The following is a 22,566-nucleotide window of genomic DNA, read 5'->3' as shown; positions in this document are numbered from 1 at the left end:
ATGACCACGGAAAAAGTGAAATACGGCGTCCATTCCGAGGCCGGCAAGCTGCGCAAAGTCATGGTCTGCTCCCCAGGCCTGGCTCATCAGCGGTTGACCCCGAGCAACTGCGACGAGTTGCTGTTCGATGACGTGCTGTGGGTCAATCAGGCCAAGCGCGACCATTTCGATTTCGTCACCAAAATGCGCGAACGCAACGTTGATGTCCTGGAAATGCATAACCTGCTGACTGACATCGTCGCCATTCCCGAAGCGCTCGACTGGATCCTGCATCGCAAGGTCACCGCGAACTCGGTGGGCCTGGGCCTGGTGAATGAAGTCGGTGCGTGGCTGCGCAGCCTGGAGCCGCGCCATATCGCCGAATACCTGATCGGCGGTGTCTCGGCCGATGACCTGCCGGACAGCTTTGGCGGCAAGACCATCCAGATGTTCCGCGACTTTCTCGGGCACTCCAGCTTCATCCTGCCGCCGCTGCCCAACACCCAGTTCACCCGCGATACCACCTGCTGGATTTACGGCGGCGTGACCCTGAACCCGATGCACTGGCCGGCGCGCCGCCAGGAGACCTTGCTCACCACGGCCATTTACAAATTCCACCCCGAGTTCACCCAGGCCGACTTCCAGATCTGGTACGGCGACCCGGACCACGACCACGGCAGCGCCACGCTTGAAGGCGGCGACGTGATGCCCATCGGCAATGGCGTGGTGTTGATCGGCATGGGCGAACGCTCGTCCCGCCAGGCTATCGGTCAACTGGCCCTGAACCTGTTCAAGCACAACGCCGTGGAACGCGTCATCGTCGCAGGCCTGCCGAAATCCCGCGCGGCCATGCACCTGGACACGGTGTTCAGTTTCTGTGACCGCGACCTGGTGACGGTTTTCCCGGAAGTCGTCAGTCAGATCGTGGCGTTTTCCCTGCGCCCGGACGAGAGCAAACCCGGTGGCATCGATGTACGCCGTGAAGAGGGCAGTTTCCTCGACACCGTGGCCGCCGCCCTCAAGCTGCCGGCGTTGCGGATCGTGGAAACCGGCGGCAACAGCTTCGCCGCCGAGCGCGAGCAATGGGACGACGGCAACAACGTGGTCGCCCTGGAACCCGGCGTGGTGATCGGCTACGACCGCAACACCTACACCAACACCCTGCTGCGCAAGGCCGGTGTGGAAGTCATCACCATCAGCGCCGGCGAACTCGGCCGAGGCCGTGGCGGCGGCCATTGCATGACCTGCCCGATCATTCGCGACCCTATTGACTACTAACCTCCGAGCCTGGGCCAGTCATTACCCAAGACTGGCCCAGGGGATAACCGACACCCAAGGAGATCCATCATGGCTTTCAATATGCGCAACCGCAGCCTGCTCTCGCTGATGCACCACACGACCCGCGAGCTGCACTTTTTGCTGGACCTGTCCCGCGACCTCAAGCGCGCCAAATACACTGGCACCGAGCAGCCGCACCTCAAGGGCAAGAACATCGCACTGATTTTCGAGAAAACCTCGACCCGCACCCGCTGCGCCTTCGAAGTCGCCGCCCATGACCAGGGCGCCCACGTCACCTACATCGACCCGGTGTCGTCGCAGATCGGCCACAAGGAAAGCATGAAAGACACTGCCCGAGTCCTGGGGCGGATGTTCGACGCCATCGAATACCGGGGCTTCGAACAGGAAATCGTCGAGGAACTGGCGAAGTTTGCCGGCGTCCCGGTGTTCAACGGCCTGACAGCCGAATTCCACCCTACCCAAATGATCGCTGACACCCTGACCATGCGCGAACACAGCGACAAACCGCTGCATGACATCAGCTACGCCTACTTGGGCGACGCCCGCTACAACATGGGCAATTCGCTGCTGATGATCGGCGCCAAGCTGGGCATGGACGTGCGCATCGGCGCGCCGAAAGCGCTATGGCCGCATCAGGATTTCATCGACCAGTGCCAGGCTTTCGCCGCCCAAAGCGGTGCCCGTATTACCATCACCGAAGACCCGAAAGAAGCGGTCCAGGGCGTGGATTTCATCCACACCGATATCTGGGTCTCGATGGGCGAACCGGTGGAAGCCTGGGACGAGCGCATCAAGCAACTGCTGCCCTACCAGGTCAACGCGCAGATGATGCAAGCCTCGGGCAATCCCCGGGTGAAATTCATGCATTGCCTGCCAGCCTTCCACAACAGCGAAACCAAGGTCGGCAAGGATATCGCCGCGCGCTATCCGAACCTGGCCAACGGTGTTGAAGTCACCGAGGACGTGTTCGAGTCCCCAGCCAACATCGCCTTCGAGCAAGCGGAGAATCGCATGCACACCATCAAGGCGATCCTGGTGGCGGCGTTGGCGGATATCTAGGCACCCGACCCATTCCTCTGTCAGAAGGACAGCACCATGCGCATCGTCGTTGCTCTGGGCGGAAACGCCCTCCTGCGTCGGGGTGAACCCATGACCGCCGACAACCAACGCAGCAACATCCGCACCGCGACTGAGCAGATCGCGAAAATCCACCCTGGCAACCAACTGGTCATCGCCCACGGCAACGGCCCGCAGGTCGGCCTGCTGTCGCTGCAAGCGGCGGCCTACACCTCGGTCGCGCCCTACCCACTGGACGTGCTGGGCGCCGAGACCGAGGGCATGATCGGCTACATCATCGAACAGGAACTGGGCAATCTGCTGGACTTCGAGGTGCCCTTCGCGACGCTCCTGACCCAGGTCGAAGTGGACGCCAACGACCCGGCTTTTGAAAACCCGACCAAGCCCATCGGCCCGGTCTACAGCCACGAAGAAGCGCAGAAATTAGCCGCTGAAAAAGGTTGGACTATCGCCCCGGACGGCGATAAGTACCGCCGAGTGGTCGCCAGCCCGCGCCCCAAGCGCATCTTTGAAATCCGCCCGATCAAGTGGTTGCTGGAGAAGGGCAGCATCGTGATCTGCGCCGGGGGTGGCGGCATCCCGACGATGTACGACGCCAACGGCAACCTGCAAGGCGTGGAAGCGGTGATCGACAAGGACCTATGCTCGGCACTCTTGGCCGAACAATTGGAGAGCGATCTGCTGGTGATCGCCACGGACGTCAACGCCGCTTTTGTCGACTTCGGCACGCCGGCTCAGAAAGCCATCGCCCAGGCCCACCCCGACGCCCTGGAAAAACTCGGTTTCGCCGCCGGCTCCATGGGGCCAAAGGTACAGGCCGCCTGCGAATTTGCCCGCAACACCGGCAAGGTCGCCGTGATCGGGTCGCTATCGGACATCGATGCTATCGTCCAGGGCACCGCCGGCACCCGCGTCAGCACGGCAACGCCGGGCATTGTTTATCGGTAACGGCAAAACTTATGCAGCAGGCGCGGTGTCTGCCGTTCTCCACGCCTTCGAAAGAGAGACGCTTATGGCCATGTTCGAACCCGGTCACCTGCACATGGAGCGCCATGCGCTGAACAAGGACGACTACAGCTACAACCTGTGCATTGATTACGAAGTCGCGCAGGACCCCAAGGAAGGAACGGGCATGTCATTCCGACTGCACGGCACGGTGGAAGACAAGAGCGTGGACGAGACGTTTTTCCTGGCCAAGGACCAGGCCTTCGACTTCGCCCGCCACGCCACGCGCATCGCCCAGCAGTACGGCATGCCCAAGAGCGCCAGCATCGGTTCGATGCACAAGTATTATGACGAGATGTTCGAAGACGTTCGCCAGCAGTTGGACGTCAAGCCGGGGGATCCGATGAAGCCAGAACACCTGGAATAATCGCCCGGCTTCCCGGCCTGAAGTAAACCCGTGGCGAGGGAGCTTGCTCCCTAGCCACTATCACTGTTGGGGATCCTCCCTCAGGGCGTATCAGTGCCCTGAATATCGGGCTACACACAACACCTTCCTCACTGGCAACCCGCCACGGCTGACCTATGCTGAAAACAGTACCCCCGGGTATTCGTTCAGAGGTCATCGCCATGAACATCAAGACAAGAAGACGCCTCGCCATTTTTGTCACCTGCACTGCCACGCTTGCGCTGTATGGCACCGCGGCTTATCGAGTCGAGCAGGCCAGGCAATTGCCCCGTGATTACGCCAGTTGCAACTTCGAGCGCTGCATACCGCACAACGCCACCTTGAACGCGCTGCGCTGAGGCGGTTTCAGTCGTCCTGCGGGTCGGTCTTGAGCCGGTCGCGGAAGGCCTTGGGCGAGATGCCGACGCGCCGGCGGAACAGTCGGGTGAAGTTGGTCGGATCAGAGAAGCCGAGCACCTCGGAAATCTCGTAGATCGTCATGCCGGTATAAGTCAGCAGCCGCTTGGCTTCCAGCAACTGACGCTCATGCATGATCTGCAACGCCGGCTGCCCTGCCAGCTCGCGACAGGTGCCGTTGAGGTGTGACACCGAGATGCCCAGGCGATGGGCCAGGTCCTCTACCTTGACGTGCTGGCGATAAGTTTCTTCCACCAACTGAATGAACCCGTTGAGGTATTCCCGAGCCCTTTGCGGACGCTGGCTGGAGGTGCGCCGGTGCATCACTTGCCGACTGACCCAGACCATGATCACGCTGACCAGCGCATGCATCAGCATTTCCCGGGCCGGTTGGTGGCCGACGTACTCCGCCTGCAAGGCGCTGAACAGGCTGTTGAGATAATCGGCATTTTCACCGGCTGGGTAGGCTTCAGCCTGGGCCAGGACATTCACCGAATGGCCGAGCTGCGCCTGCAGGTGCGTCACCAGCGGCGCCGCCAGGGTCACCACATAGCCTTGCACATCTTCGGAAAAACGAAAGCCATGCACCGACAGCGGCGGCAGGATCTGCACGGCGGGCTCCTCGAGCCGGGTGCGCTGGCCTTCGATTTCCAGTTCTGCCTGGCCTTTGAAGACAAACAGCAACTGGCACAGGTCGGCATGCCGATGGGGCTTGATTTCCCATTGGTGCTCGCTGCTGCGCGAGGAAATGGTTTCGCAGTGCAGCAGGTCCGGCGTCGGCCAATCCTGGCTCTCGCCATAAAGCTTGAACACCGGAATCGAAGGCAGCTCAGTTTTCTTCATAACGAGGTTCGGCCTCGGGTTACGGGCGATAATCGCACCGATTGGCAGAAAGTACAGGTATCAGCGCAGTTTTCCCCTTCAATTGACAGGTTCGCAAGCGAAAAATGCAGGCCAGGATTACTAATAATAAACACCGACCCTGGTCGCGTGCTCCTTGCGAGTCATAACAACAATGAAAACACTCAAGACCCAAGTCGCCATTATCGGCGCCGGCCCCTCTGGACTGCTGCTCGGGCAGCTGTTGCACAACGCCGGCATCGACACCCTGATCCTAGAACGCCAGACACCCGACTACGTCCTCGGTCGCATCCGCGCCGGCGTACTCGAGCAAGGCATGGTCGATCTGCTGCGCCAGGCCGGCGTTGGCCAGCGCATGGACGCCGAGGGCCTACCCCATGACGGTTTCGAACTGGTGCTCAGCGGCCGGCGCGTGCACATCGATCTCAAGGGACTGACCGGCGGCCAGAACGTCATGGTCTACGGCCAGACTGAAGTCACCCGCGATCTGATGGCCGCTCGCCAGGCATCCGGCGCCCAAACGCTGTATCAAGTCGATAACGCCCAGCCCCACGACTTGCAAACCGAACGCCCCTTCGTGACCTTCGAACACGTCGGGGAAACCTGGCGCCTGGACTGCGATTACGTGGCCGGCTGTGACGGTTTCCACGGTGTCGCGCGGCAGTCGATCCCGACGGAAAAACTCAAGGTTTTCGAGCGTGTCTACCCGTTCGGCTGGCTCGGCATTCTCGCCGACACCCCGCCTGTCCACGAGGAACTGGTGTACGCCCGCCACGAGCGCGGCTTCGCCCTGTGCAGCATGCGCTCGCGGACCCGCACGCGTTACTACCTGCAGGTGCCTGCCGAAGAGCAAGTGGCCGATTGGTCGGACGAGCGTTTCTGGACCGAGCTGAAGAACCGCCTGCCCGCCGACCTGGCCGAAACGCTGGTGACCGGTCCTTCCATCGAGAAAAGCATCGCGCCGCTGCGCAGTTTCGTCGTCGAACCGATGCAGTACGGGCGGATGTTCCTGGTGGGCGACGCCGCTCACATCGTTCCGCCCACCGGCGCAAAAGGCTTGAACCTGGCCGCCAGTGATGTCAGCACGTTGTACAACATTCTGCTGAAGGTCTACCGCGACGGCCGCGTGGATCTGTTGGAACGTTATTCGGCGATCTGCCTGCGACGCGTGTGGAAAGCCGAGCGATTCTCCTGGTGGATGACGTCGATGCTGCACCGCTTCGAGGACGATGCGTTCAACCAGCGCATCAGCGAAGCGGAGCTGGAATATTTCGTGGACTCCGAGGCGGGCCGAAAAACCATCGCGGAAAATTATGTGGGTCTTCCTTACGAGGCTATCGAATAGCCGACTATCGATTTAAACTGCGGGCTCCCGTCCATTCGCCGCCCCGGCGCGATGCCCGCAGGTCTCACCTTGACTCAGCTCGACACGTCCCAAGCCCCGCAACCCGTGAGCCGCAGCGTGCTGGTTGCGTTGATGATGGCGATTTTTCTCGGGGCGCTGGACCAGACCATCGTCGCGGTCTCGATGCCGGCCATTTCCGCGCAATTCAAGGACGTCAGCCTGTTGGCCTGGGTGATCTCGGGCTACATGGTCGCCATGACCGTTGCGGTGCCGATCTACGGCAAGCTGGGCGACCTGTACGGTCGCCGACCGCTGATGCTGTTCGGCATGGGCCTGTTCACCGTGGCCTCGCTGTTTTGCGGCCTGGCGCAGGACATGGAGCAACTGGTACTGGCGCGGATCGTCCAGGGCATCGGCGCTGGCGGGATGATTTCCGTGAGCCAGGCGATCATCGGCGACATCATCCCACCCCGGGAGCGGGGTCGTTACCAGGGTTATTTCAGCAGCATGTATGCGGTGGCCAGCGTCGCCGGGCCGGTGTTGGGCGGCTACATGACCGAGTACCTGTCGTGGCGCTGGGTGTTCTGGATCAACCTGCCGCTGGGCCTGGGCGCGTGGTGGGTGGCCCGTCGCAGCCTGGTGGGGCTGCCCGTGCCGCAACGCACACCGATCATCGACTACCTGGGCACCGTTTTGCTGATCATCGGCCTGACCGCGCTGCTGCTGGGCATTACCCAGATCGGCCAGGGCCACGCCTGGCACAGCCGCGAGGTACTCGGGTTGCTGGCTTGTGCGGTGATCGTGCTGGCAAGTTTCGTCTGGCACGAACGCCGTGCCCGGGAGCCGTTGCTGCCCATGCACCTGTTCGTCAACCGCAGCGCGGTGTTGTGCTGGTGCACGGTGTTCTTTACCAGTTTCCAGGCGATCTCGTTGACGGTGCTGGTGCCATTGCGCTTCCAGAGCGTGACCGGCGCCGGTGCCGACAGCGCCGCGTTGCATCTGCTGCCGCTGGCGATGGGCTTGCCGATAGGCGCCTATTTCGCCGGGCGCCGTACTTCGATTACCGGACGCTACAAACCGATGATTCTCAGTGGCGCCCTGCTCTTCCCGTTTGCCATCCTCGGCATGGCATTCACCCCGCCGGATGCGTTCTGGCTCAGCGGCCTGTTCATGCTGCTCAGCGGCATTGCGTCCGGCATGCAATTTCCCACGTCGCTGGTGGGCTCGCAAAATTCAGTGGAACAACGGGATATCGGCGTGGCCACCAGCACCACCAACCTGTTCCGCTCCCTCGGCGGGGCAGTGGGCGTGGCACTGATGTCGGCCTTGCTGCTGGCCCTGCTGCAGGGGTCGGGCCTGGCCCAGGTCGCCGGTTCGGCGCTGATAGGCGAAGGGCACTCCGGCAACGTCCTGCTGGACGGCCTCAACGCCGCACCGGGCCAGACCTTGGACGCCTTGCATGAGCAATTGCAGGCAACGTTCCGGCACTTGTTGATGATCAGCGCGGCGGTGTCGTTGCTGGGCTTGGCCGCGGCGCTGGCGATGCCGAATCACCTGTTGCGAGGGCGAGAGGAAAAAGCCCGGTAGTGTCGATAGCACTTCCCCGTGGCGAGGGAGCTTGCTCCCGCTGGGTCGCGAAGCGGCCCCAATAATCCTTGGCTTAATCAATACCTTGGGCCTGCTGCGCAGTCCAGCGGGAGCAAGCTCCCTCGCCACGAAAGCGCTTTTGCCCACCGATCTCAGGCCGTCGCCGCGACACCTTCCGGCATCACATCCGCGCTCATCCCGTCCTTCATCCGCTTGGCATCACGCACGAAGCAGCGAGACGCCAGGAACAAGAACACCATGGTCAACAACAGCGCTACCGGGATCAGGTACATCGCGTCATGCAAGCCGATGGCCTTGAACGCTTCGGTCATCTGGTCGACGCCTGCGGCGGCCATGGCGGTATGGGCGAAGTAGTCGGACAAGCCGCCGACCACCACCGGCCCCAGGCCGCCGCCGAGCAGATACAGCCCGGCAAAATACAAGGCCATCGCGGTGGCGCGCAGGCGCGGTTCGACGACGTCCTGGATCGCGGTGTAGACGCAGGTGTAGAAGTTGTAGGCAAACAGCCAACCCACGCTGAACACCGCCACGAACACACCGATTTCGATGCGCCCGGCATGCAACGCCCACGCGGTGGTGACCGTCGAAATAGCCAGGCTGAACGCCGCGAACAGCAAGCGGCCGTTGGGCACGCGCTGGTGAATCTTGTCGGCCACCCAGCCCCCAAGGGTCAACCCGAACAACCCGGTCACGCCGACCATGATCCCGGTCGCCACGGCGGCCTCGTGCAACGGCATCAGGAAATAGCGCTGCAGCATCGGCACCAGGAATGAGTTGCAGGCATAAGTGGCGAAGTTGAAGCACAACCCCGCCATCACCAGCCACAGGAATGTAGGGACCGCCAGCACCCGGCGAACCGGCCGATCGACCTTTTCCTGGGACACCTGCACGGCTTCCGCCGCGCCGCGCTTGGGCTCCTTGATGAAAAACATGAACACCGCCAGCACCAATCCCGGCACCGCCGCGATGAAGAACGGCGCACGCCAGCTGTCGAACGCCTTGACCATCGCGCCAATGGTGAAGAACGCCAACAGCAGGCCCAGCGGCAGGCCGAGCATGAAGATGCCCATCGCCCGGGCCCGGCGGTGGGCCGGGAACAGATCGCCAATCAACGAGTTGGCCGCCGGTGCATAACTGGCTTCACCGATGCCCACCCCCATGCGCACCACCAGGAACGCCCAGAAACTGCCCACCAGGCCGTTGACCGCCGTCAGCCCGCTCCAGGCCGCGAGGCCCCAGCCCATCAGCTTGCTGCGCGAACCGGTATCGGCCATGCGCCCCAACGGCAAGCCGGCAATGGCGTAGACAATGGTGAAGGCGGTACCGATGATGCCGATCTGGAAGTCGCTGAGGCTCCATTCCATGCGGATCGGCTCGATGATGATCGCCGGGATGGTGCGGTCGAAGAAATTGAACAGGTTGGCCAGGAACAACAGGAACAGAATGCGCCAGGCATTCGCCGCTTGGGTCGAGTTCTGCATGGGTCCGTCTCTTTTTTATTGTTGGGCGAGGCATCCGAGCCCGGAGCCTGCAATCTAGACAGCCGCGCGCGCGCTGTCTTCAATCATTCGCAGGGCTGATACCCGACCATGGCGCGTGGCGTTATTCATGACCTCGGTCAATTACCGGTAACAATAGCCATCATTTTGCCTGTTAACCGTTAAAGAACGCCGCGCGATGGCCGATCCAAGATGATCAGGACAAGATTCCCCCGAGCGCTGGTCAGGCTGCAGCCCTGAACGCTTGGGCCGACATTCGCGACCGTCAGGACGCGAGTTCCCATCCGCGATGGTTCGATGACAGAGGTCGTCGGACCGACCAGTCAGGCATACGGCGCACAATGACCTCCAAAAAAACAGCCACTGCGGTATCCGATCTGACCTTGAGCCCGGCCGCCAACGGTCCAGAAGTCTCGAAGCCGTCGATTCCCCCGCGCCCACTGGCGACCCAGCAATACCTGTATTTCACCGAGACCAACACCGACCGCATCCTCGATAACCTCGATGGCCTGCGCGATGCCGTGTTCCCCCGTCCGCCCCACCTGGTGGACGACGAGAGCGAGCGTGGCCAGCAGGAATTCCCGTCGGTGTGCCTGATCGGGCTGGGGCGCTGCGGCTCCAACATCGCCCTGGACGTCGCGGAGCTGGTCTATAACGCCCGCAAGTTCTACCTCAACGAATTCAACGCCGAAGACAAGAGCTACGGCGACAAGGGCTATCGCCCGGCCCAGTGGATGCGCAACCTGCGCCTGGGCCATGGCAAGGCCAGCAAACCGGTATTTTTGGTAGAACCGCTGGTCATGCTCGGTGACTTGGACAAGGACATCGCCGGGCGCATCCGCTTCTCGCGCAAGGGCGAGAAAAGCGGTTTCCTGCGCGACTACAGCAAAATGAAAATCATGGACCTGTCGGAAGTCCATGCCGGCGGCGCCGGTAACGCGCCGATCCTCGGCCAGTACCTGGCGAAGATCATCCTGAACAAGGACACCCAGCGTTTCTCCAGCCCCGACTGGAAAATGATCCACTCGTACCTGATCGACAGCTGCGGCATCAAGGCCAACCAGTCGCGCCTGTATTTCTCGATCTTCAGCGCCGGCGGCGGTACCGGCTCGGGCATGGCCTCGGAGTTCGGCCTGGCCCAGCAGTATTCGTACATGAACAAGACGTTCGACACCAAGCCAATGGACGAGCACGACAGCAAGAGCGGCCACTCCTTCGTCTTCGAGCCGATCTTCACCAGCGGCATCTGCGTGCTGCCGAACATTTCCGATCACCGCAGTGAAATGTCCGAGGCGCTGCACATCAACGCCGGACGCCTGCTGTGCAAATACCTCTCGGAAGAATGGGACTTCTCCTACAACTTCGCCAATGAAGACAGCAGCGAAGCCAGCGTCATGGGCCGTATCCGCCCATGGAACGCGATGATGCTGATCTCCAACGACATCATGCGTTACGCCGAGGAAAGCGATGACGGCAACATCCAGAACATTGATGTCAATGCGATGGAGAAGCACGCCAACCAGTACATTTCCCAGCAGATCTTCAATATTCTGACGGCCCAGGCCGTCACCACCGACTACGACCAGAACTATTTCCGGCGCGCCGGCATCGACATCGGCGAGACCATCCGCCTCGACGCAAACGACCTGTTCATGAGCCTGGCCGGCCCGGTGGCGATTGCCTACGCCGAATCCGTGGTCCCGGAAACCCCCGCGCCGAGCGGCGACAAGTTCAAGGTGTTCGAGAAAGAACCGCCGCGCCTGAACATCGACGACCTGTTCTTCCGCTCCATCGACCTGCCGCACTTCAACAAAGTCACCCAGGCCATCGAAGGCATCAGCCTGCTGCCCATCGAATCCAAGCGCTACCGGGCCTCGCTGGAGCAATACAAGAATTCCGGCTACGACGCCGCCGCCCTGCACGACCTGCACTTTTTCAAGAACTGCTCGTCGGTGGTGTCGATCGTCTCGCTGCCTAAAGACTACAAGCTGTCCTACATGGACCTGAACCGGCTCAAGACCCACCTCAACAGCTTGTTCCCCAACACCACGCTCAAGCGTTACGCCTTGGTGATCGGCGCCTCGGCCAACCTGTCGCTGACCACCTTGATCGCCAAGAGCCCGTGCCTGTCGGACGACTTCCTGACGCTGATCGTGGCCTTCATCAAGCGCTGCTTCGCCCGCAACCCGTACCGCTTCGACGACACCCTGGACAACTCGATCCTGGACTTCATCATCAATGAAGAGTTCGATGAAGGACGCATTGATGAGCTGCTCAACGAATTCGAGAACCCGGCGAAGATCCTCGATACCAACTGGTACGCGATCAAGCCGATGTACGAGAAGAAGTACCGCGAGCTGATCAGTGATAAGGACAAGTTTGTCTCGATCAACGACATCCGCCTGTCCCGCGACTGCGTGAAGAAGTCGATCAAGTACCTGCGCGAGATCTACCGTCACCGGATCGGCAAGACCAAGGTTATTTCTCTTAATAACCATACCGGCAAGAGTTACTGAGGCATTCAGAAACAATTGAGCAGCCCAAGGGCTGCTCAATAAACTGTTCCCGTTACGTATACGTCACCCTCCCTTGTGGCGTTTCGCCACGGCAGGCTGCCATCACGCTACTCACGTACACACTTTCTCAAGCAAAAAAACACGAGCCAACTTGGTGCATCGATCAATTCGATGCCCTTTCCTGGATCAAAATCCACGGCGAAACCACCACGGCCCAAAGCTGCGGATCTCGCTCGAAGAGATCCAGCGCCCGCGCCTCAGACAGCTTGGCAAGCTGCCCGGCGTCCAGCCAGGTGGCGACTTTAGTCCCTTCGTCCTGGGCAACGGCCTCGGCCGCGGCGATCAGATCCAGTGCGGGATCGACCCACAATAGGGCACCCTTGGCAAAGAACGGCTCCAGCTCCTTCCAAGTGATGGATGCCGTTTCACCGAGCAATTTGGCATAGAGGGTGCTAGGTTCTTGATTCATGGGGGAGCTGTCCGGAAAAGAAATCGGCGCGAATGATAACGTCGGTGGTCTGGCAGAAAAACCCGGTTGCAATTGCAGTACCGATTGAAAAGCGCAGCAAAGCCAAGGATTGCCGATTTGACCGGTCCAACCCCGCCGCCAATCTGTCTTTTTCTTTCAATAAAGCGACATCCTCGGGTTTTGCCCCCAAGCGCCAGCTTCCCTTGCCAACAATCGGCGCTCTACACTGTACCGGTACAGTTGCCGGGGGCATTTTCCGCGAGGATATCCAAGATATCTGACCCGGTTCTGCTGCTACGGCGCCAGGACTATAAAAACTACAACAGCATGAGTGGAGCACTATGACTAAGGCTACTAAGCAGATTTCCAAACTGTTTGCCGCTATGGTTCTGGCCGGGGTTGCCAGCCATTCGTTGGCCGCCGACACCATCAAGATCGGCATCGCCGGCCCGAAAACCGGCCCCGTAGCCCAATACGGTGACATGCAGTTCAGTGGCTCGAAAATGGCCATCGAGCAGATCAACGCCAAGGGTGGCGTCAACGGCAAGCAACTGGTCGCCGTTGAATACGATGACGCCTGCGATCCGAAACAAGCGGTCGCGGTTGCGAACAAAGTTGTCAACGACGGCGTCAAGTTCGTGGTCGGCCACCTGTGCTCCAGCTCCACCCAGCCAGCGTCGGACATCTACGAAGACGAAGGCGTGATCATGATCACCCCGGCCGCCACCAGCCCGGACATCACCGCTCGCGGCTACAAGATGATCTTCCGCACCATCGGCCTGGACAGCGCCCAAGGCCCAGCGGCCGGCAACTACATCGCCGACCACGTCAAGCCGAAAGTCGTTGCGGTCCTGCACGACAAGCAGCAGTACGGTGAAGGCATCGCCAGCGCCGTAAAAGCCACCCTCGAGAAGAAAGGCACCAAGGTTGCCGTGTTCGAAGGCGTGAACGCCGGCGACAAGGACTTCTCCTCGATGATCGCCAAGCTCAAGCAAGCCAACGTCGACTTCGTCTACTACGGCGGCTACCACCCGGAGCTGGGCCTGATCCTGCGTCAAGCCCAGGAAAAAGGCCTGAAGGCCAAGTTCATGGGTCCGGAAGGCGTGGGTAACGACTCGATCTCGCAGATCGCCAAGGAAGCTTCCGAAGGCCTGCTGGTAACCCTGCCGAAATCCTTCGACCAGGACCCTGCCAACATCGCCCTGGCTGACGCCTTCAAGGCCAAGAAAGAAGACCCGAGCGGTCCGTTCGTGTTCCCGTCCTACTCGGCTGTGCAAGTGATCGCCCAGGCCATCACTTCCACCAAGAGCGAAGACCCGGAAAAAGTGGCTGAAGCCATCCACGCCGGCACCTTCAAGACCCCAACCGGTGACCTGAGCTTCGACGCGAAGGGCGACCTGAAGGACTTCAAGTTCGTGGTTTACGAGTGGCATTTCGGCAAACCTAAAACCGAAGCTTCGCCTCAGTAAGGCCTGGCCTGACTGACTGCCAATAAAGCCCACGGCGTGCCGTGGGCTTTGTTTTAAATGTATTGGGCCGCGCTGGCGTGATCCGCCAGTCTCCCCACCTGAAAATCTCAAAACCGTCATCAGCGGTTCGCTGGCAAACCTCGTGCTCGAAGTGGATGCAGATCCACGGGGCCCGGGCGGGAAAATGACTCCACCAGTGAAATGCGTATCAGGTTTTTAGGAGCGCTGTAATGCCTGACATCTATCACTTCTTCCAGCAGCTGGTTAACGGCCTGACCGTTGGCAGCACGTATGCCCTGATCGCCATCGGCTATACGATGGTTTACGGCATCATTGGAATGATCAACTTCGCCCACGGCGAGGTGTACATGATCGGCTCCTACGTGGCGTTCATCGCCATCGCCGGGCTGGCCATGATGGGACTCGACAGTGTCCCGCTGTTGATGACCGCGGCGTTCATCGCGAGCATCGTGGTGACCAGTTCCTATGGCTACAGCATCGAACGGATCGCCTACCGCCCGTTGCGCGGCAGCAACCGTCTGATCCCGCTGATTTCCGCCATTGGCATGTCGATTTTCCTGCAGAACACGGTACTGCTTTCGCAAGACTCCAAGGACAAATCCATTCCCAACCTGATCCCAGGCAACTTTGCCATCGGGCCAGGCGGGGCACAGGAAGTGATGATTTCCTACATGCAAATCGTGGTGTTCGTGGTGACCCTGGTCGCCATGCTCGGCCTGACGCTGTTCATCTCCCGTTCCCGCCTGGGCCGCGCCTGCCGCGCCTGTGCCGAGGACATCAAGATGGCCAACCTGCTGGGCATCAACACCAACAACATCATTGCCCTGACCTTCGTCATCGGTGCGGCCCTGGCGGCCATCGCCGCGGTGCTGCTGAGCATGCAATACGGCGTGATCAACCCCAACGCCGGCTTCCTCGTGGGCCTGAAAGCCTTCACCGCCGCGGTACTGGGCGGCATCGGCAGCATCCCCGGCGCAATGCTCGGCGGGCTGGTGCTGGGCGTGGCGGAAGCCTTTGGCGCCGACATCTTCGGCGACCAGTACAAGGACGTCGTGGCGTTCGGCTTGTTGGTTCTGGTTCTGTTATTCCGGCCGACCGGCATCCTGGGCCGTCCGGAGGTTGAGAAAGTATGACTAGGCATCTCAAATCGGCGCTCTTCAGCGCCCTGCTGGTCTGGGCCGTGGCCTATCCGGTACTCGGTCTCAAACTGACCATCGTCGGCATCAACCTGGAAGTGCACGGCACCAGCCCGGCCATCCTGGCGACTATCGCCGTATGTTCCGTCCTGATGTTCCTGCGGGTGTTGTTCAGCACGCAGATCAGCGCAGCCTGGAAGGCATCTCCCGGCGTGCCGGTGATCCCGGCCAAGGCTAGCAACTTCCTGACCCTGCCGTCGACCCAACGCTGGATCGTCCTGGGCCTGGTCGTCGTGGCGTTGGTGTGGCCGTTCTTCGGTTCACGCGGTGCGGTGGACATCGCCACGCTGATCCTGATCTACGTGATGCTCGGCCTGGGCCTGAACATCGTCGTAGGCCTGGCCGGCCTGCTGGACTTGGGCTACGTGGGTTTCTATGCCGTCGGCGCCTACAGCTACGCGCTGCTGTCCCATTACTTCGGCCTGAGCTTCTGGATCTGCCTGCCGATCGCCGGGATGATGGCCGCGACCTTCGGTTTCCTGCTGGGCTTCCCGGTCCTGCGCTTGCGCGGTGACTACCTGGCAATCGTGACCCTGGGTTTCGGCGAGATCATCCGCCTGTTCCTGCGTAACCTGACCGACATCACCGGTGGCCCGAACGGCATCAGCAACATCGAGAAACCGACGTTCTTCGGCCTGACCTTCGAGCGCAAGGCCGCCGAAGGCCTGCAGACCTTCCACGAGTTCTTCGGCCTGCAATACAACTCGATCAACAAGGTGATCTTCCTCTACCTGGTGGCGTTGCTGCTGGCCCTGGCCGCGCTGTTCGTCATCAACCGCCTGCTGCGCATGCCGATTGGCCGTGCGTGGGAAGCGCTGCGCGAAGACGAAATCGCCTGCCGTGCGCTGGGTCTCAACCCGACCGTGATCAAGCTGTCGGCCTTCACCCTCGGCGCTGCGTTCGCCGGTTTTGCCGGCAGCTTCTTCGCTGCCCGCCAAGGCCTGGTGACGCCGGAGTCCTTCACCTTCATCGAGTCGGCGATTATCCTCGCCATCGTGGTGCTGGGCGGGATGGGCTCGCAGCTGGGCGTGATCCTCGCGGCGATCGTGATGATCCTGTTGCCCGAAATGATGCGTGAATTCAGTGAATACCGCATGTTGATGTTCGGCGCCTTGATGGTGCTGATGATGATCTGGCGTCCTCAAGGTCTGCTGCCTATGCAACGCCCGCACATGGAGCTGCGCAAATGAGCCGCGAGATCCTGAAAGTCGAAAACTTGAGCATGCGCTTCGGCGGCTTGCTGGCGGTCAACGGCGTGGCCCTGACCGTGAAAGAGAAACAAGTGGTTGCCTTGATCGGGCCGAACGGCGCGGGCAAGACCACGGTGTTCAACTGCCTGACCGGCTTCTACCAGCCGACTGGCGGCACCATCCTGTTGGACGGCGAGCCAATCCAGGGCCTGCCCGGCCACCACATCGCTCGCAAGGGCGTGGTGCGGACCTTCCAGAACGTGCGGCTGTTCAAGGACATGACGGCGGTCGAGAATTTGTTGATCGCCCAGCATCGTCATTTGAACACCAACTTCTTTGCCGGCCTGTTCAAGACCCCGGCGTTCCGCAAGAGCGAACGCGAGGCCATGGAGTACGCCGAGTACTGGCTGGACAAGGTCAACCTCACCGAGTTCGCCAACCGTACCGCCGGGACCCTGGCCTACGGTCAGCAACGACGCCTGGAAATCGCCCGCTGCATGATGACCCGCCCGCGGATCCTCATGCTCGACGAACCGGCCGCCGGCCTGAACCCGAAGGAAACCGAAGACCTCAAGGCGCTGATCGGCGTGCTGCGTGAAGAACACAACGTCACCGTCCTGCTGATCGAGCACGACATGAAGCTGGTCATGAGCATTTCCGACCACATCGTCGTGATCAACCAGGGCACTCCCCTGGCCGACGGCACGCCGGAACAGATCCGCGACAATCCTGAAGTGATCAAAGCCTACCTGGGGGAAGCGTAAATGCTGCAGTTCGAAAACGTTTCCACCTTCTATGGCAAGATCCAGGCGCTGCACAGCGTCAACGTCGAAGTCCGCCAGGGCGAAATCGTCACGCTGATCGGTGCCAACGGTGCCGGTAAATCCACCCTGCTGATGACGCTTTGCGGTTCGCCTCAGGCCCACAGCGGCAGCATCCGCTACATGGGCGAGGAATTGGTGGGCCAGGACTCGGCGCAGATCATGCGCAAGAGCATTGCCGTGGTGCCGGAAGGCCGTCGCGTGTTTGCCCGGCTGACCGTGGAAGAGAACCTCGCCATGGGCGGATTTTTCACCGACAAAGGCGACTTCCAGGAACAGATGGACAAAGTACTGCACCTTTTCCCACGCCTGAAAGAGCGCTTTACCCAGCGCGGCGGCACCATGTCCGGCGGCGAACAGCAAATGCTCGCCATCGGCCGTGCGCTGATGAGCAAGCCCAAGCTGCTGTTGCTCGACGAGCCCTCACTGGGCCTGGCGCCGATCATCATCCAGCAGATCTTCGACATCATCGAACAGCTGCGCAAGGATGGCGTGACGGTGTTCCTGGTGGAGCAGAACGCCAACCAGGCGCTGAAAATCGCCGACCGGGCGTACGTGTTGGAGAACGGCCGCGTGGTGATGCAAGGCACCGGCGAAGCCCTGCTGACCGATCCGAAAGTGCGCGAGGCGTATTTGGGCGGTTGAGTCTGTCGCTACAAGAAAAACGGCCTTCGGGCCGTTTTTTTTTCGCCCGGATGTTGGACGAAATCCCTGTGGCGAGGGAGCTTGCTCCCGCTGGGCTGCGTAGCGGCCCCAAGATTTTGCGGTCGCTGCGCAACCGAGCGGGAGCAAGCTCCCTCGCCACAAGGTCAAGTGTTCGTTATCAGAGTCGATCCAACGCCTCCCCGCTGCGCTTGAACCAATCGATCAGATAATCAGCCAGCACCTGCGTACGCTTGGGCAATCCGCCCTGATACGGATGCACCAGGTACATCGGCATGCGGCGGGTCTGAAAATCGCGCAGCAACCAGCGCAGTCGCCCATCGGCCAGTTCCTCGTTGAGCAAATACGACGGCAATCGCGCGATTCCTGCCCCGGCCAGGGCGGCTTTTTTCAACAAACTGTAGTGGTTGCTGGCAAACGGCCCGGACACTCGCACCCGCAGCAGTTCGTGCTGCTGGTGATACAGCCATTCCTCCCGACCGCTGTAATGGCTGTTGAGCAGACACTTATGCTCGGCCAAGGCCTGGGGGGCGTCGGGCTCGCCGTAACGTTCCAGGTAGGCCGGGCTGGCACAGGTCATTTCGTGCCAGGCCAGCAGCGGGCGGGCCACCAGCCGCTCATCGATAGAGGCATCCGAGCGGATTGCCAGGTCGAAGCCATCGCGAGACAGATCACGATAGCCGTTGTAGAGCTCCAACTCGATCTGCACGTCGGGGTACGCATGGGCAAACTCCGTCAGCAGACCTTCAAAGAAGGTTTCCCCCAGCGAGACCGGAACCGTCATACGCACCGGCCCGGAGATTTCGCCTTTCAAGCGGGCCAATGCCTGACGCGCCCTTTCCACCTGGACCAGCAACGCCTGGGCCTGGGGCAGCAGCGCCGCCCCCGCCGCCGTGAGGCTCAAGCGCCGGGTCGTACGCTGGAGCAAGAGCACCGAAAAGCGCTCCTCCAACAGGCTGATGCGCTTGGACAATTGCCCCTTGCTGCACCCCAACTGCTGCGCCGCCAAGGTAAAACTCCCGGCTTCGACGAGTACGGCAAACGCCGCCAGGTCGTCTATCTCGCTCATTGGATTGTTTCCAATTGAAAACCAAAGGTTTCCTATTAGCACGCTTATCTACGAGAAAATCCATCCTAGACTGCAACCTCGTTCACACCACTGAGGAACAGCCCATGAAAATCCTGTTGATCGGCGCCAACGGCACCATCGGTTCAGCCATCGATAACGAACTGTCGCCACGCCATGAAATCGTCCGGATCGGCCGCCACAGCGGCGAATTGCAAGTGGATATCAGCGACAGCGCCTCGATTCGCGCCCTGTTCGAGAAGACCGGCCGCTTCGATGCCTTGGTCTGCGCAGCGGGCAACGTCACCTTCGCGCCCTTGGGCGACATGACCGAAGAAAGCTTCGCCCTCGGTTTGAAGGACAAGCTGATGGGCCAGGTGAATCTTTTGCTGATCGGCCGTGAATTCGCTAACGACGGAGCGTCCTTCACCTTCACCACCGGCGTGCTCAGCCACGATCCGATCAAGAGCGGTGCTTCAGCGGCCCTGGTCAACGGCGCCCTGGACAGTTTTGTGCGCGCCGCGGCAATCGAGTTGCCACGGGGCATGCGAGTCAACTCGGTGAGCCCGAACGTGCTGCTGGAAGCCATGGACAAATACGCACCTTATTTCCGCGGCTACAAACCCGTTCCCGCAGCGGATGTGGCATTGGCCTACGCCAAGAGCGTCGAAGGCCTGCAAACTGGTCAGACGTTTCACGTGGGCTGACGAACGCGTACTCGGAGGTGCTCTGGATTCAATCAGGGCGCCGAAGGTTCTAACAACGTGGGTATCAGCGACGGGGCGATTTCACGCGGTATGCTCAGCCGCGTGCCAGTCATATCGAGCGCCGATTTCACTGTTGGCTGGCTTATGAATATTCCATTGATAAATATCCGCACGGGTTGATCCAGCGACTCGCGACTCATCCGTGCCACGCGTTTTTGCGCGTCCGGGCTGAGCATGACGTCTAGCAGCACGTATCCCGGATTGGGGTCGTTCTCCTGCTTGAGTGTCAGGATCATTGAAGTAAAATCCGAAGCGGACGAAAAATGGATATCTGCCGCCATGCACTGCAAGGCCGCCAACATCCCCAATCCTGTGAACAGCACCTGTCTTGCCATCGTCATGAGACCACCCTCTAGCTGAAACGGCGCAAGACTAGGCCCTTTCCCAATGCCTTGGCATTTGGAAATGACACGGAATGTTGCTGAACTCCCTGGATCGAGTTGTAAATTCGCCCTGTGGGTTGTGATGAAACAATAGTCTGAGTAACGTGGCGACACTTGTCTGGAGACCCAATGATGCGTGTCGCTCGTTCCCTGTTGTGTATTGCCCTTCTCCCGCTCTTCGCCGGTTGCCAGCTGCTCGACGCCCCGGGTGAGAGTGCGTCCCACGCTGGCCAGATGCGCATGCAGGGCGAGCTGACGGCAGCCGATGGCAAGCTGGTATTCCAGCCATGCGAGGAGCAACGTCGCTATATCGTCAACGACACAGGCGCAACCAGCGTGCTGCAACAGGCCGCCACCCTGGCGGACGACCAAGGCAAACTGTTTGCCGATGTCCGTGGCCGTATCGTTTCCAGCGCCGCGGCCGGCGCCGACAGCCAATTGGACCTCGAGCAACTGTATCGCCTGGAACGCTCGGGGAACGCTTGCGCCGATGCGGACTTCAAGCGTCTGACCTTGCGTGCCGCGGGGCACGGCCCCGAATGGGCGCTCAAGGCCAGCGGCAAGGGCCTGGTGCTGGATCGCGAAGGCCAGCCACCACTGGCGGTGCCTTATGTCGAGGAGCAACTGGGCGACGGCCGCTTCAACCTCGGCACCGAAGCCAACGGCCAGAAAGTCGAGCTCTGGGTCACACCTGCGCGTTGTGTCGACAGCGTCAGCGGCAGTGTGCAACACATGAGCGCCGAGTTGCGGGTCAACGGCCAGGTCCAACGCGGCTGCGCCTACTTCGGTGGGGCGCGCGACGACTGATCCAGCGCTTTTGGCTTATAATCGCCGGTTCACGCCCTGGTGCAGTTGTGCATCCCGCGAACCGGACCCCGTTATGTTACGAATCACCGAACTCAAGCTGCCGATCGACCATCCCGAAGAAGACCTGCGCCCTGCCATCGTGCAACGCCTGGGCATCGCCAGCGATGACCTGCTCGACTTCACGTTGTTCAAGCGCAGCTACGACGCACGCAAGAAATCCTCTGAGCTGTGCTTCATCTACACCATCGACCTGGCGGTGCGCGATGAAGCCAGCCTGCTGCGCAAGTTCGCCGATGACCGAAACGTCAACGAAGCGCCGGATGTCAGTTACAAAGTCGTCGGCGAGGCACCGAACGACCTGAGCGAGCGGCCGATCGTGGTCGGCTTCGGCCCGTGCGGGATCTTCGCCGCCCTGTTGCTGGCGCAGATGGGCTTCAAGCCGATCATCCTCGAGCGTGGCCCGGAAGTGCGCCAACGCACCAAGGACACCTGGGGCCTATGGCGCAAAAGCGTGCTCAACCCCGAATCCAATGTGCAATTCGGCGAAGGCGGCGCGGGGACCTTCTCCGACGGCAAGCTCTACAGCCAGATCAAGGATCCGAAGTTCCTCGGACGCAAGGTCCTGCACGAGTTCGTCAAGGCCGGGGCGCCGGAAGAAATCCTCTACGTCAGCAAGCCGCACATCGGTACGTTCCGCCTGACCGGCGTCGTGGAAAACATGCGAGAGCAGATTCGCGCCCTGGGCGGTGAAGTGCGCTTCGGGCAGCGGGTCACTGACGTTTTGATCGAAGACGGTCAACTGGTTGGCGTCGAGCTGGCCAGCGGCGAACAGATCCATTCGAAACACGTGATCCTGGCCCTCGGCCACAGCGCCCGAGACACGTTCCGCATGCTCCACGGTCGCGGCGTTTACATGGAGGCCAAGCCATTCTCGGTGGGTTTCCGCATCGAACACCCGCAATCGCTGATCGACAGCGCGCGCCTGGGTAAGTACGCCGGTCATCCGAAACTCGGCGCCGCCGACTACAAACTGGTGCACCACGCCAAGAACGGTCGCTCGGTGTACAGCTTCTGCATGTGTCCAGGTGGCACCGTGGTGGCGGCGACTTCCGAGCCGAACCGCGTCGTGACCAACGGCATGAGCCAATACTCGCGCAACGAACGCAACGCCAACTCCGGCATCGTCGTCGGCATCACCCCGGAAGTGGATTATCCCGGCGGTCCGCTGGCGGGCATCGAATTGCAGGAACGCCTGGAATCCCATGCCTTCGTGCTCGGCGGCAGCAACTACGAAGCCCCCGCGCAGTTGGTGGGTGACTTCATCGCTGGCAAGCCGTCCACCGCACTGGGCAGCGTCGAACCTTCCTACAAGCCGGGGGTGTCCCTGGGTGATCTGGCTTTGGCCCTGCCGGACTTCGCCATCGAAGCCATCCGCGAAGCCCTGCCGGCATTCGAAAAACAGATCCGCGGCTATTCGTTGCACGACGCCGTGCTCACCGGCATCGAGACTCGCACCTCTTCGCCGTTGCGCATCACCCGCGACGAAACGCTGCAGAGCCTGAACGTCAAGGGCCTGTTCCCGGCAGGCGAAGGCGCAGGTTATGCGGGCGGGATCCTGTCGGCGGGCGTGGACGGTATCCGGATTGCCGAAGCGGTGGCGCGGAATGTACTTGGCCTGAAGGCCTGACCATGTTTGCTGGGGGGGCGAGCTTGCTCGCTCCCC

The 22,566-nt window shown here is 61.1% G+C and carries 22 protein-coding genes; 17 read left to right on the top strand and 5 right to left on the bottom strand.

Going from position 1 to position 22,566, the window contains the following annotated elements:
* The 5 genes from arcA to HU762_RS08385 all read left to right on the top strand — a co-directional run bounded on the left by arcA (position 1) and on the right by HU762_RS08385 (position 4,104).
* Complete coding sequence (gene arcA, locus HU762_RS08405; protein WP_186635290.1) at positions 1 to 1,257, top strand: arginine deiminase; 1,257 nt, start codon at positions 1 to 3, stop codon at positions 1,255 to 1,257.
* Between the two features lie 69 nt (positions 1,258 to 1,326).
* Complete coding sequence (locus HU762_RS08400; RefSeq protein WP_186635287.1) at positions 1,327 to 2,337, top strand: ornithine carbamoyltransferase; 1,011 nt, start codon at positions 1,327 to 1,329, stop codon at positions 2,335 to 2,337.
* A 36-nt stretch (positions 2,338 to 2,373) separates the two neighbouring features.
* Positions 2,374 to 3,303, top strand: coding sequence for a carbamate kinase (gene arcC / locus HU762_RS08395; protein ID WP_186635285.1), 930 nt, complete (start codon positions 2,374 to 2,376; stop codon positions 3,301 to 3,303).
* Between the two features lie 64 nt (positions 3,304 to 3,367).
* Positions 3,368 to 3,727, top strand: a complete 360-nt coding sequence (locus HU762_RS08390; RefSeq protein ID WP_186635282.1) for a DUF5064 family protein — start codon at positions 3,368 to 3,370, stop codon at positions 3,725 to 3,727.
* Between the two features lie 200 nt (positions 3,728 to 3,927).
* Positions 3,928 to 4,104: a hypothetical protein gene (locus tag HU762_RS08385; protein WP_186613605.1), complete on the top strand. Its 177-nt coding sequence runs from the start codon at positions 3,928 to 3,930 to the stop codon at positions 4,102 to 4,104.
* A gap of 7 nt (positions 4,105 to 4,111) precedes the next feature.
* Here HU762_RS08385 and HU762_RS08380 read toward each other — a convergent pair whose 3' ends face one another.
* Positions 4,112 to 5,005, bottom strand: a complete 894-nt coding sequence (locus tag HU762_RS08380) for a helix-turn-helix domain-containing protein (RefSeq protein ID WP_186635279.1) — start codon at positions 5,003 to 5,005, stop codon at positions 4,112 to 4,114.
* Between the two features lie 172 nt (positions 5,006 to 5,177).
* Here HU762_RS08380 and pobA point away from each other — a divergent pair, with 172 nt between their 5' ends.
* On the top strand, positions 5,178 to 6,368 hold the full coding sequence (pobA, locus tag HU762_RS08375; protein ID WP_186635276.1) for a 4-hydroxybenzoate 3-monooxygenase: 1,191 nt from the start codon (positions 5,178 to 5,180) through the stop codon (positions 6,366 to 6,368).
* Between the two features lie 51 nt (positions 6,369 to 6,419).
* The gene (locus tag HU762_RS08370) at positions 6,420 to 7,955 is read left to right on the top strand and encodes an MDR family MFS transporter (RefSeq protein ID WP_186635273.1); all 1,536 of its coding nucleotides are present in this window, start codon (positions 6,420 to 6,422) and stop codon (positions 7,953 to 7,955) included.
* Between the two features lie 152 nt (positions 7,956 to 8,107).
* Here the strand turns inward: HU762_RS08370 and HU762_RS08365 are convergent, their stop codons facing one another.
* Positions 8,108 to 9,457 (bottom strand): MFS transporter, encoded by a 1,350-nt coding sequence (locus HU762_RS08365; RefSeq protein WP_186635270.1) that lies wholly within the window; start codon positions 9,455 to 9,457, stop codon positions 8,108 to 8,110.
* Between the two features lie 359 nt (positions 9,458 to 9,816).
* Here HU762_RS08365 and HU762_RS08360 point away from each other — a divergent pair, with 359 nt between their 5' ends.
* Entirely contained in the window at positions 9,817 to 11,991 is a 2,175-nt protein-coding gene (locus HU762_RS08360) for a hypothetical protein (RefSeq protein ID WP_186635267.1), read from the top strand.
* 163 nt (positions 11,992 to 12,154) lie between these two features.
* Here HU762_RS08360 and HU762_RS08355 read toward each other — a convergent pair whose 3' ends face one another.
* Positions 12,155 to 12,460 (bottom strand): DUF2288 domain-containing protein, encoded by a 306-nt coding sequence (locus HU762_RS08355; RefSeq protein WP_186635264.1) that lies wholly within the window; start codon positions 12,458 to 12,460, stop codon positions 12,155 to 12,157.
* 32 nt (positions 12,461 to 12,492) lie between these two features.
* Here HU762_RS08355 and HU762_RS08350 point away from each other — a divergent pair, with 32 nt between their 5' ends.
* The 6 genes from HU762_RS08350 to HU762_RS08325 all read left to right on the top strand — a co-directional run bounded on the left by HU762_RS08350 (position 12,493) and on the right by HU762_RS08325 (position 17,802).
* Positions 12,493 to 12,741 carry a hypothetical protein gene (locus HU762_RS08350; protein WP_186635261.1) on the top strand — a complete coding sequence of 83 codons (249 nt, stop codon included), beginning with the start codon at positions 12,493 to 12,495 and terminating at the stop codon, positions 12,739 to 12,741.
* 60 nt (positions 12,742 to 12,801) lie between these two features.
* Complete coding sequence (locus HU762_RS08345; protein ID WP_186635258.1) at positions 12,802 to 13,929, top strand: branched-chain amino acid ABC transporter substrate-binding protein; 1,128 nt, start codon at positions 12,802 to 12,804, stop codon at positions 13,927 to 13,929.
* Positions 13,930 to 14,159: 230 nt separating this feature from the next.
* Positions 14,160 to 15,083: a high-affinity branched-chain amino acid ABC transporter permease LivH gene (gene livH / locus HU762_RS08340; RefSeq protein ID WP_186613624.1), complete on the top strand. Its 924-nt coding sequence runs from the start codon at positions 14,160 to 14,162 to the stop codon at positions 15,081 to 15,083.
* The gene (locus HU762_RS08335) at positions 15,080 to 16,336 is read left to right on the top strand and encodes a high-affinity branched-chain amino acid ABC transporter permease LivM (protein WP_186613626.1); all 1,257 of its coding nucleotides are present in this window, start codon (positions 15,080 to 15,082) and stop codon (positions 16,334 to 16,336) included. The genes livH and HU762_RS08335 overlap by 4 nt, the downstream gene beginning before the upstream one ends.
* Positions 16,333 to 17,100, top strand: coding sequence for a high-affinity branched-chain amino acid ABC transporter ATP-binding protein LivG (gene livG, locus HU762_RS08330; RefSeq protein ID WP_060738896.1), 768 nt, complete (start codon positions 16,333 to 16,335; stop codon positions 17,098 to 17,100). Before HU762_RS08335 ends, livG begins: the two co-directional genes overlap by 4 nt.
* The gene (locus HU762_RS08325) at positions 17,101 to 17,802 is read left to right on the top strand and encodes an ABC transporter ATP-binding protein (RefSeq protein WP_186613630.1); all 702 of its coding nucleotides are present in this window, start codon (positions 17,101 to 17,103) and stop codon (positions 17,800 to 17,802) included. It begins immediately after the preceding gene.
* A gap of 178 nt (positions 17,803 to 17,980) precedes the next feature.
* Here the strand turns inward: HU762_RS08325 and HU762_RS08320 are convergent, their stop codons facing one another.
* Positions 17,981 to 18,889 (bottom strand): LysR family transcriptional regulator, encoded by a 909-nt coding sequence (locus HU762_RS08320; RefSeq protein WP_186635255.1) that lies wholly within the window; start codon positions 18,887 to 18,889, stop codon positions 17,981 to 17,983.
* Between the two features lie 104 nt (positions 18,890 to 18,993).
* On the opposite strand from HU762_RS08320, the gene HU762_RS08315 reads away from it, so the two are divergent.
* Positions 18,994 to 19,593, top strand: coding sequence for a short chain dehydrogenase (locus tag HU762_RS08315; protein ID WP_186635253.1), 600 nt, complete (start codon positions 18,994 to 18,996; stop codon positions 19,591 to 19,593).
* Between the two features lie 32 nt (positions 19,594 to 19,625).
* Here HU762_RS08315 and HU762_RS08310 read toward each other — a convergent pair whose 3' ends face one another.
* Complete coding sequence (locus tag HU762_RS08310; protein WP_186635250.1) at positions 19,626 to 19,994, bottom strand: hypothetical protein; 369 nt, start codon at positions 19,992 to 19,994, stop codon at positions 19,626 to 19,628.
* A gap of 174 nt (positions 19,995 to 20,168) precedes the next feature.
* On the opposite strand from HU762_RS08310, the gene HU762_RS08305 reads away from it, so the two are divergent.
* On the top strand, positions 20,169 to 20,843 hold the full coding sequence (locus tag HU762_RS08305) for a hypothetical protein (protein WP_186635504.1): 675 nt from the start codon (positions 20,169 to 20,171) through the stop codon (positions 20,841 to 20,843).
* A gap of 73 nt (positions 20,844 to 20,916) precedes the next feature.
* On the top strand, positions 20,917 to 22,530 hold the full coding sequence (locus HU762_RS08300) for an NAD(P)/FAD-dependent oxidoreductase (RefSeq protein ID WP_186635247.1): 1,614 nt from the start codon (positions 20,917 to 20,919) through the stop codon (positions 22,528 to 22,530).
* Positions 22,531 to 22,566 lie beyond the last annotated feature (36 nt).

Source organism: Pseudomonas sp. SWRI92, assembly GCF_014268685.1.
Lineage (GTDB): Bacteria > Pseudomonadota > Gammaproteobacteria > Pseudomonadales > Pseudomonadaceae > Aquipseudomonas > Aquipseudomonas marvdashtae.
Note: the sequence above shows the minus strand (reverse complement) of the source record. Positions and strands in the feature narration are given on the sequence as shown.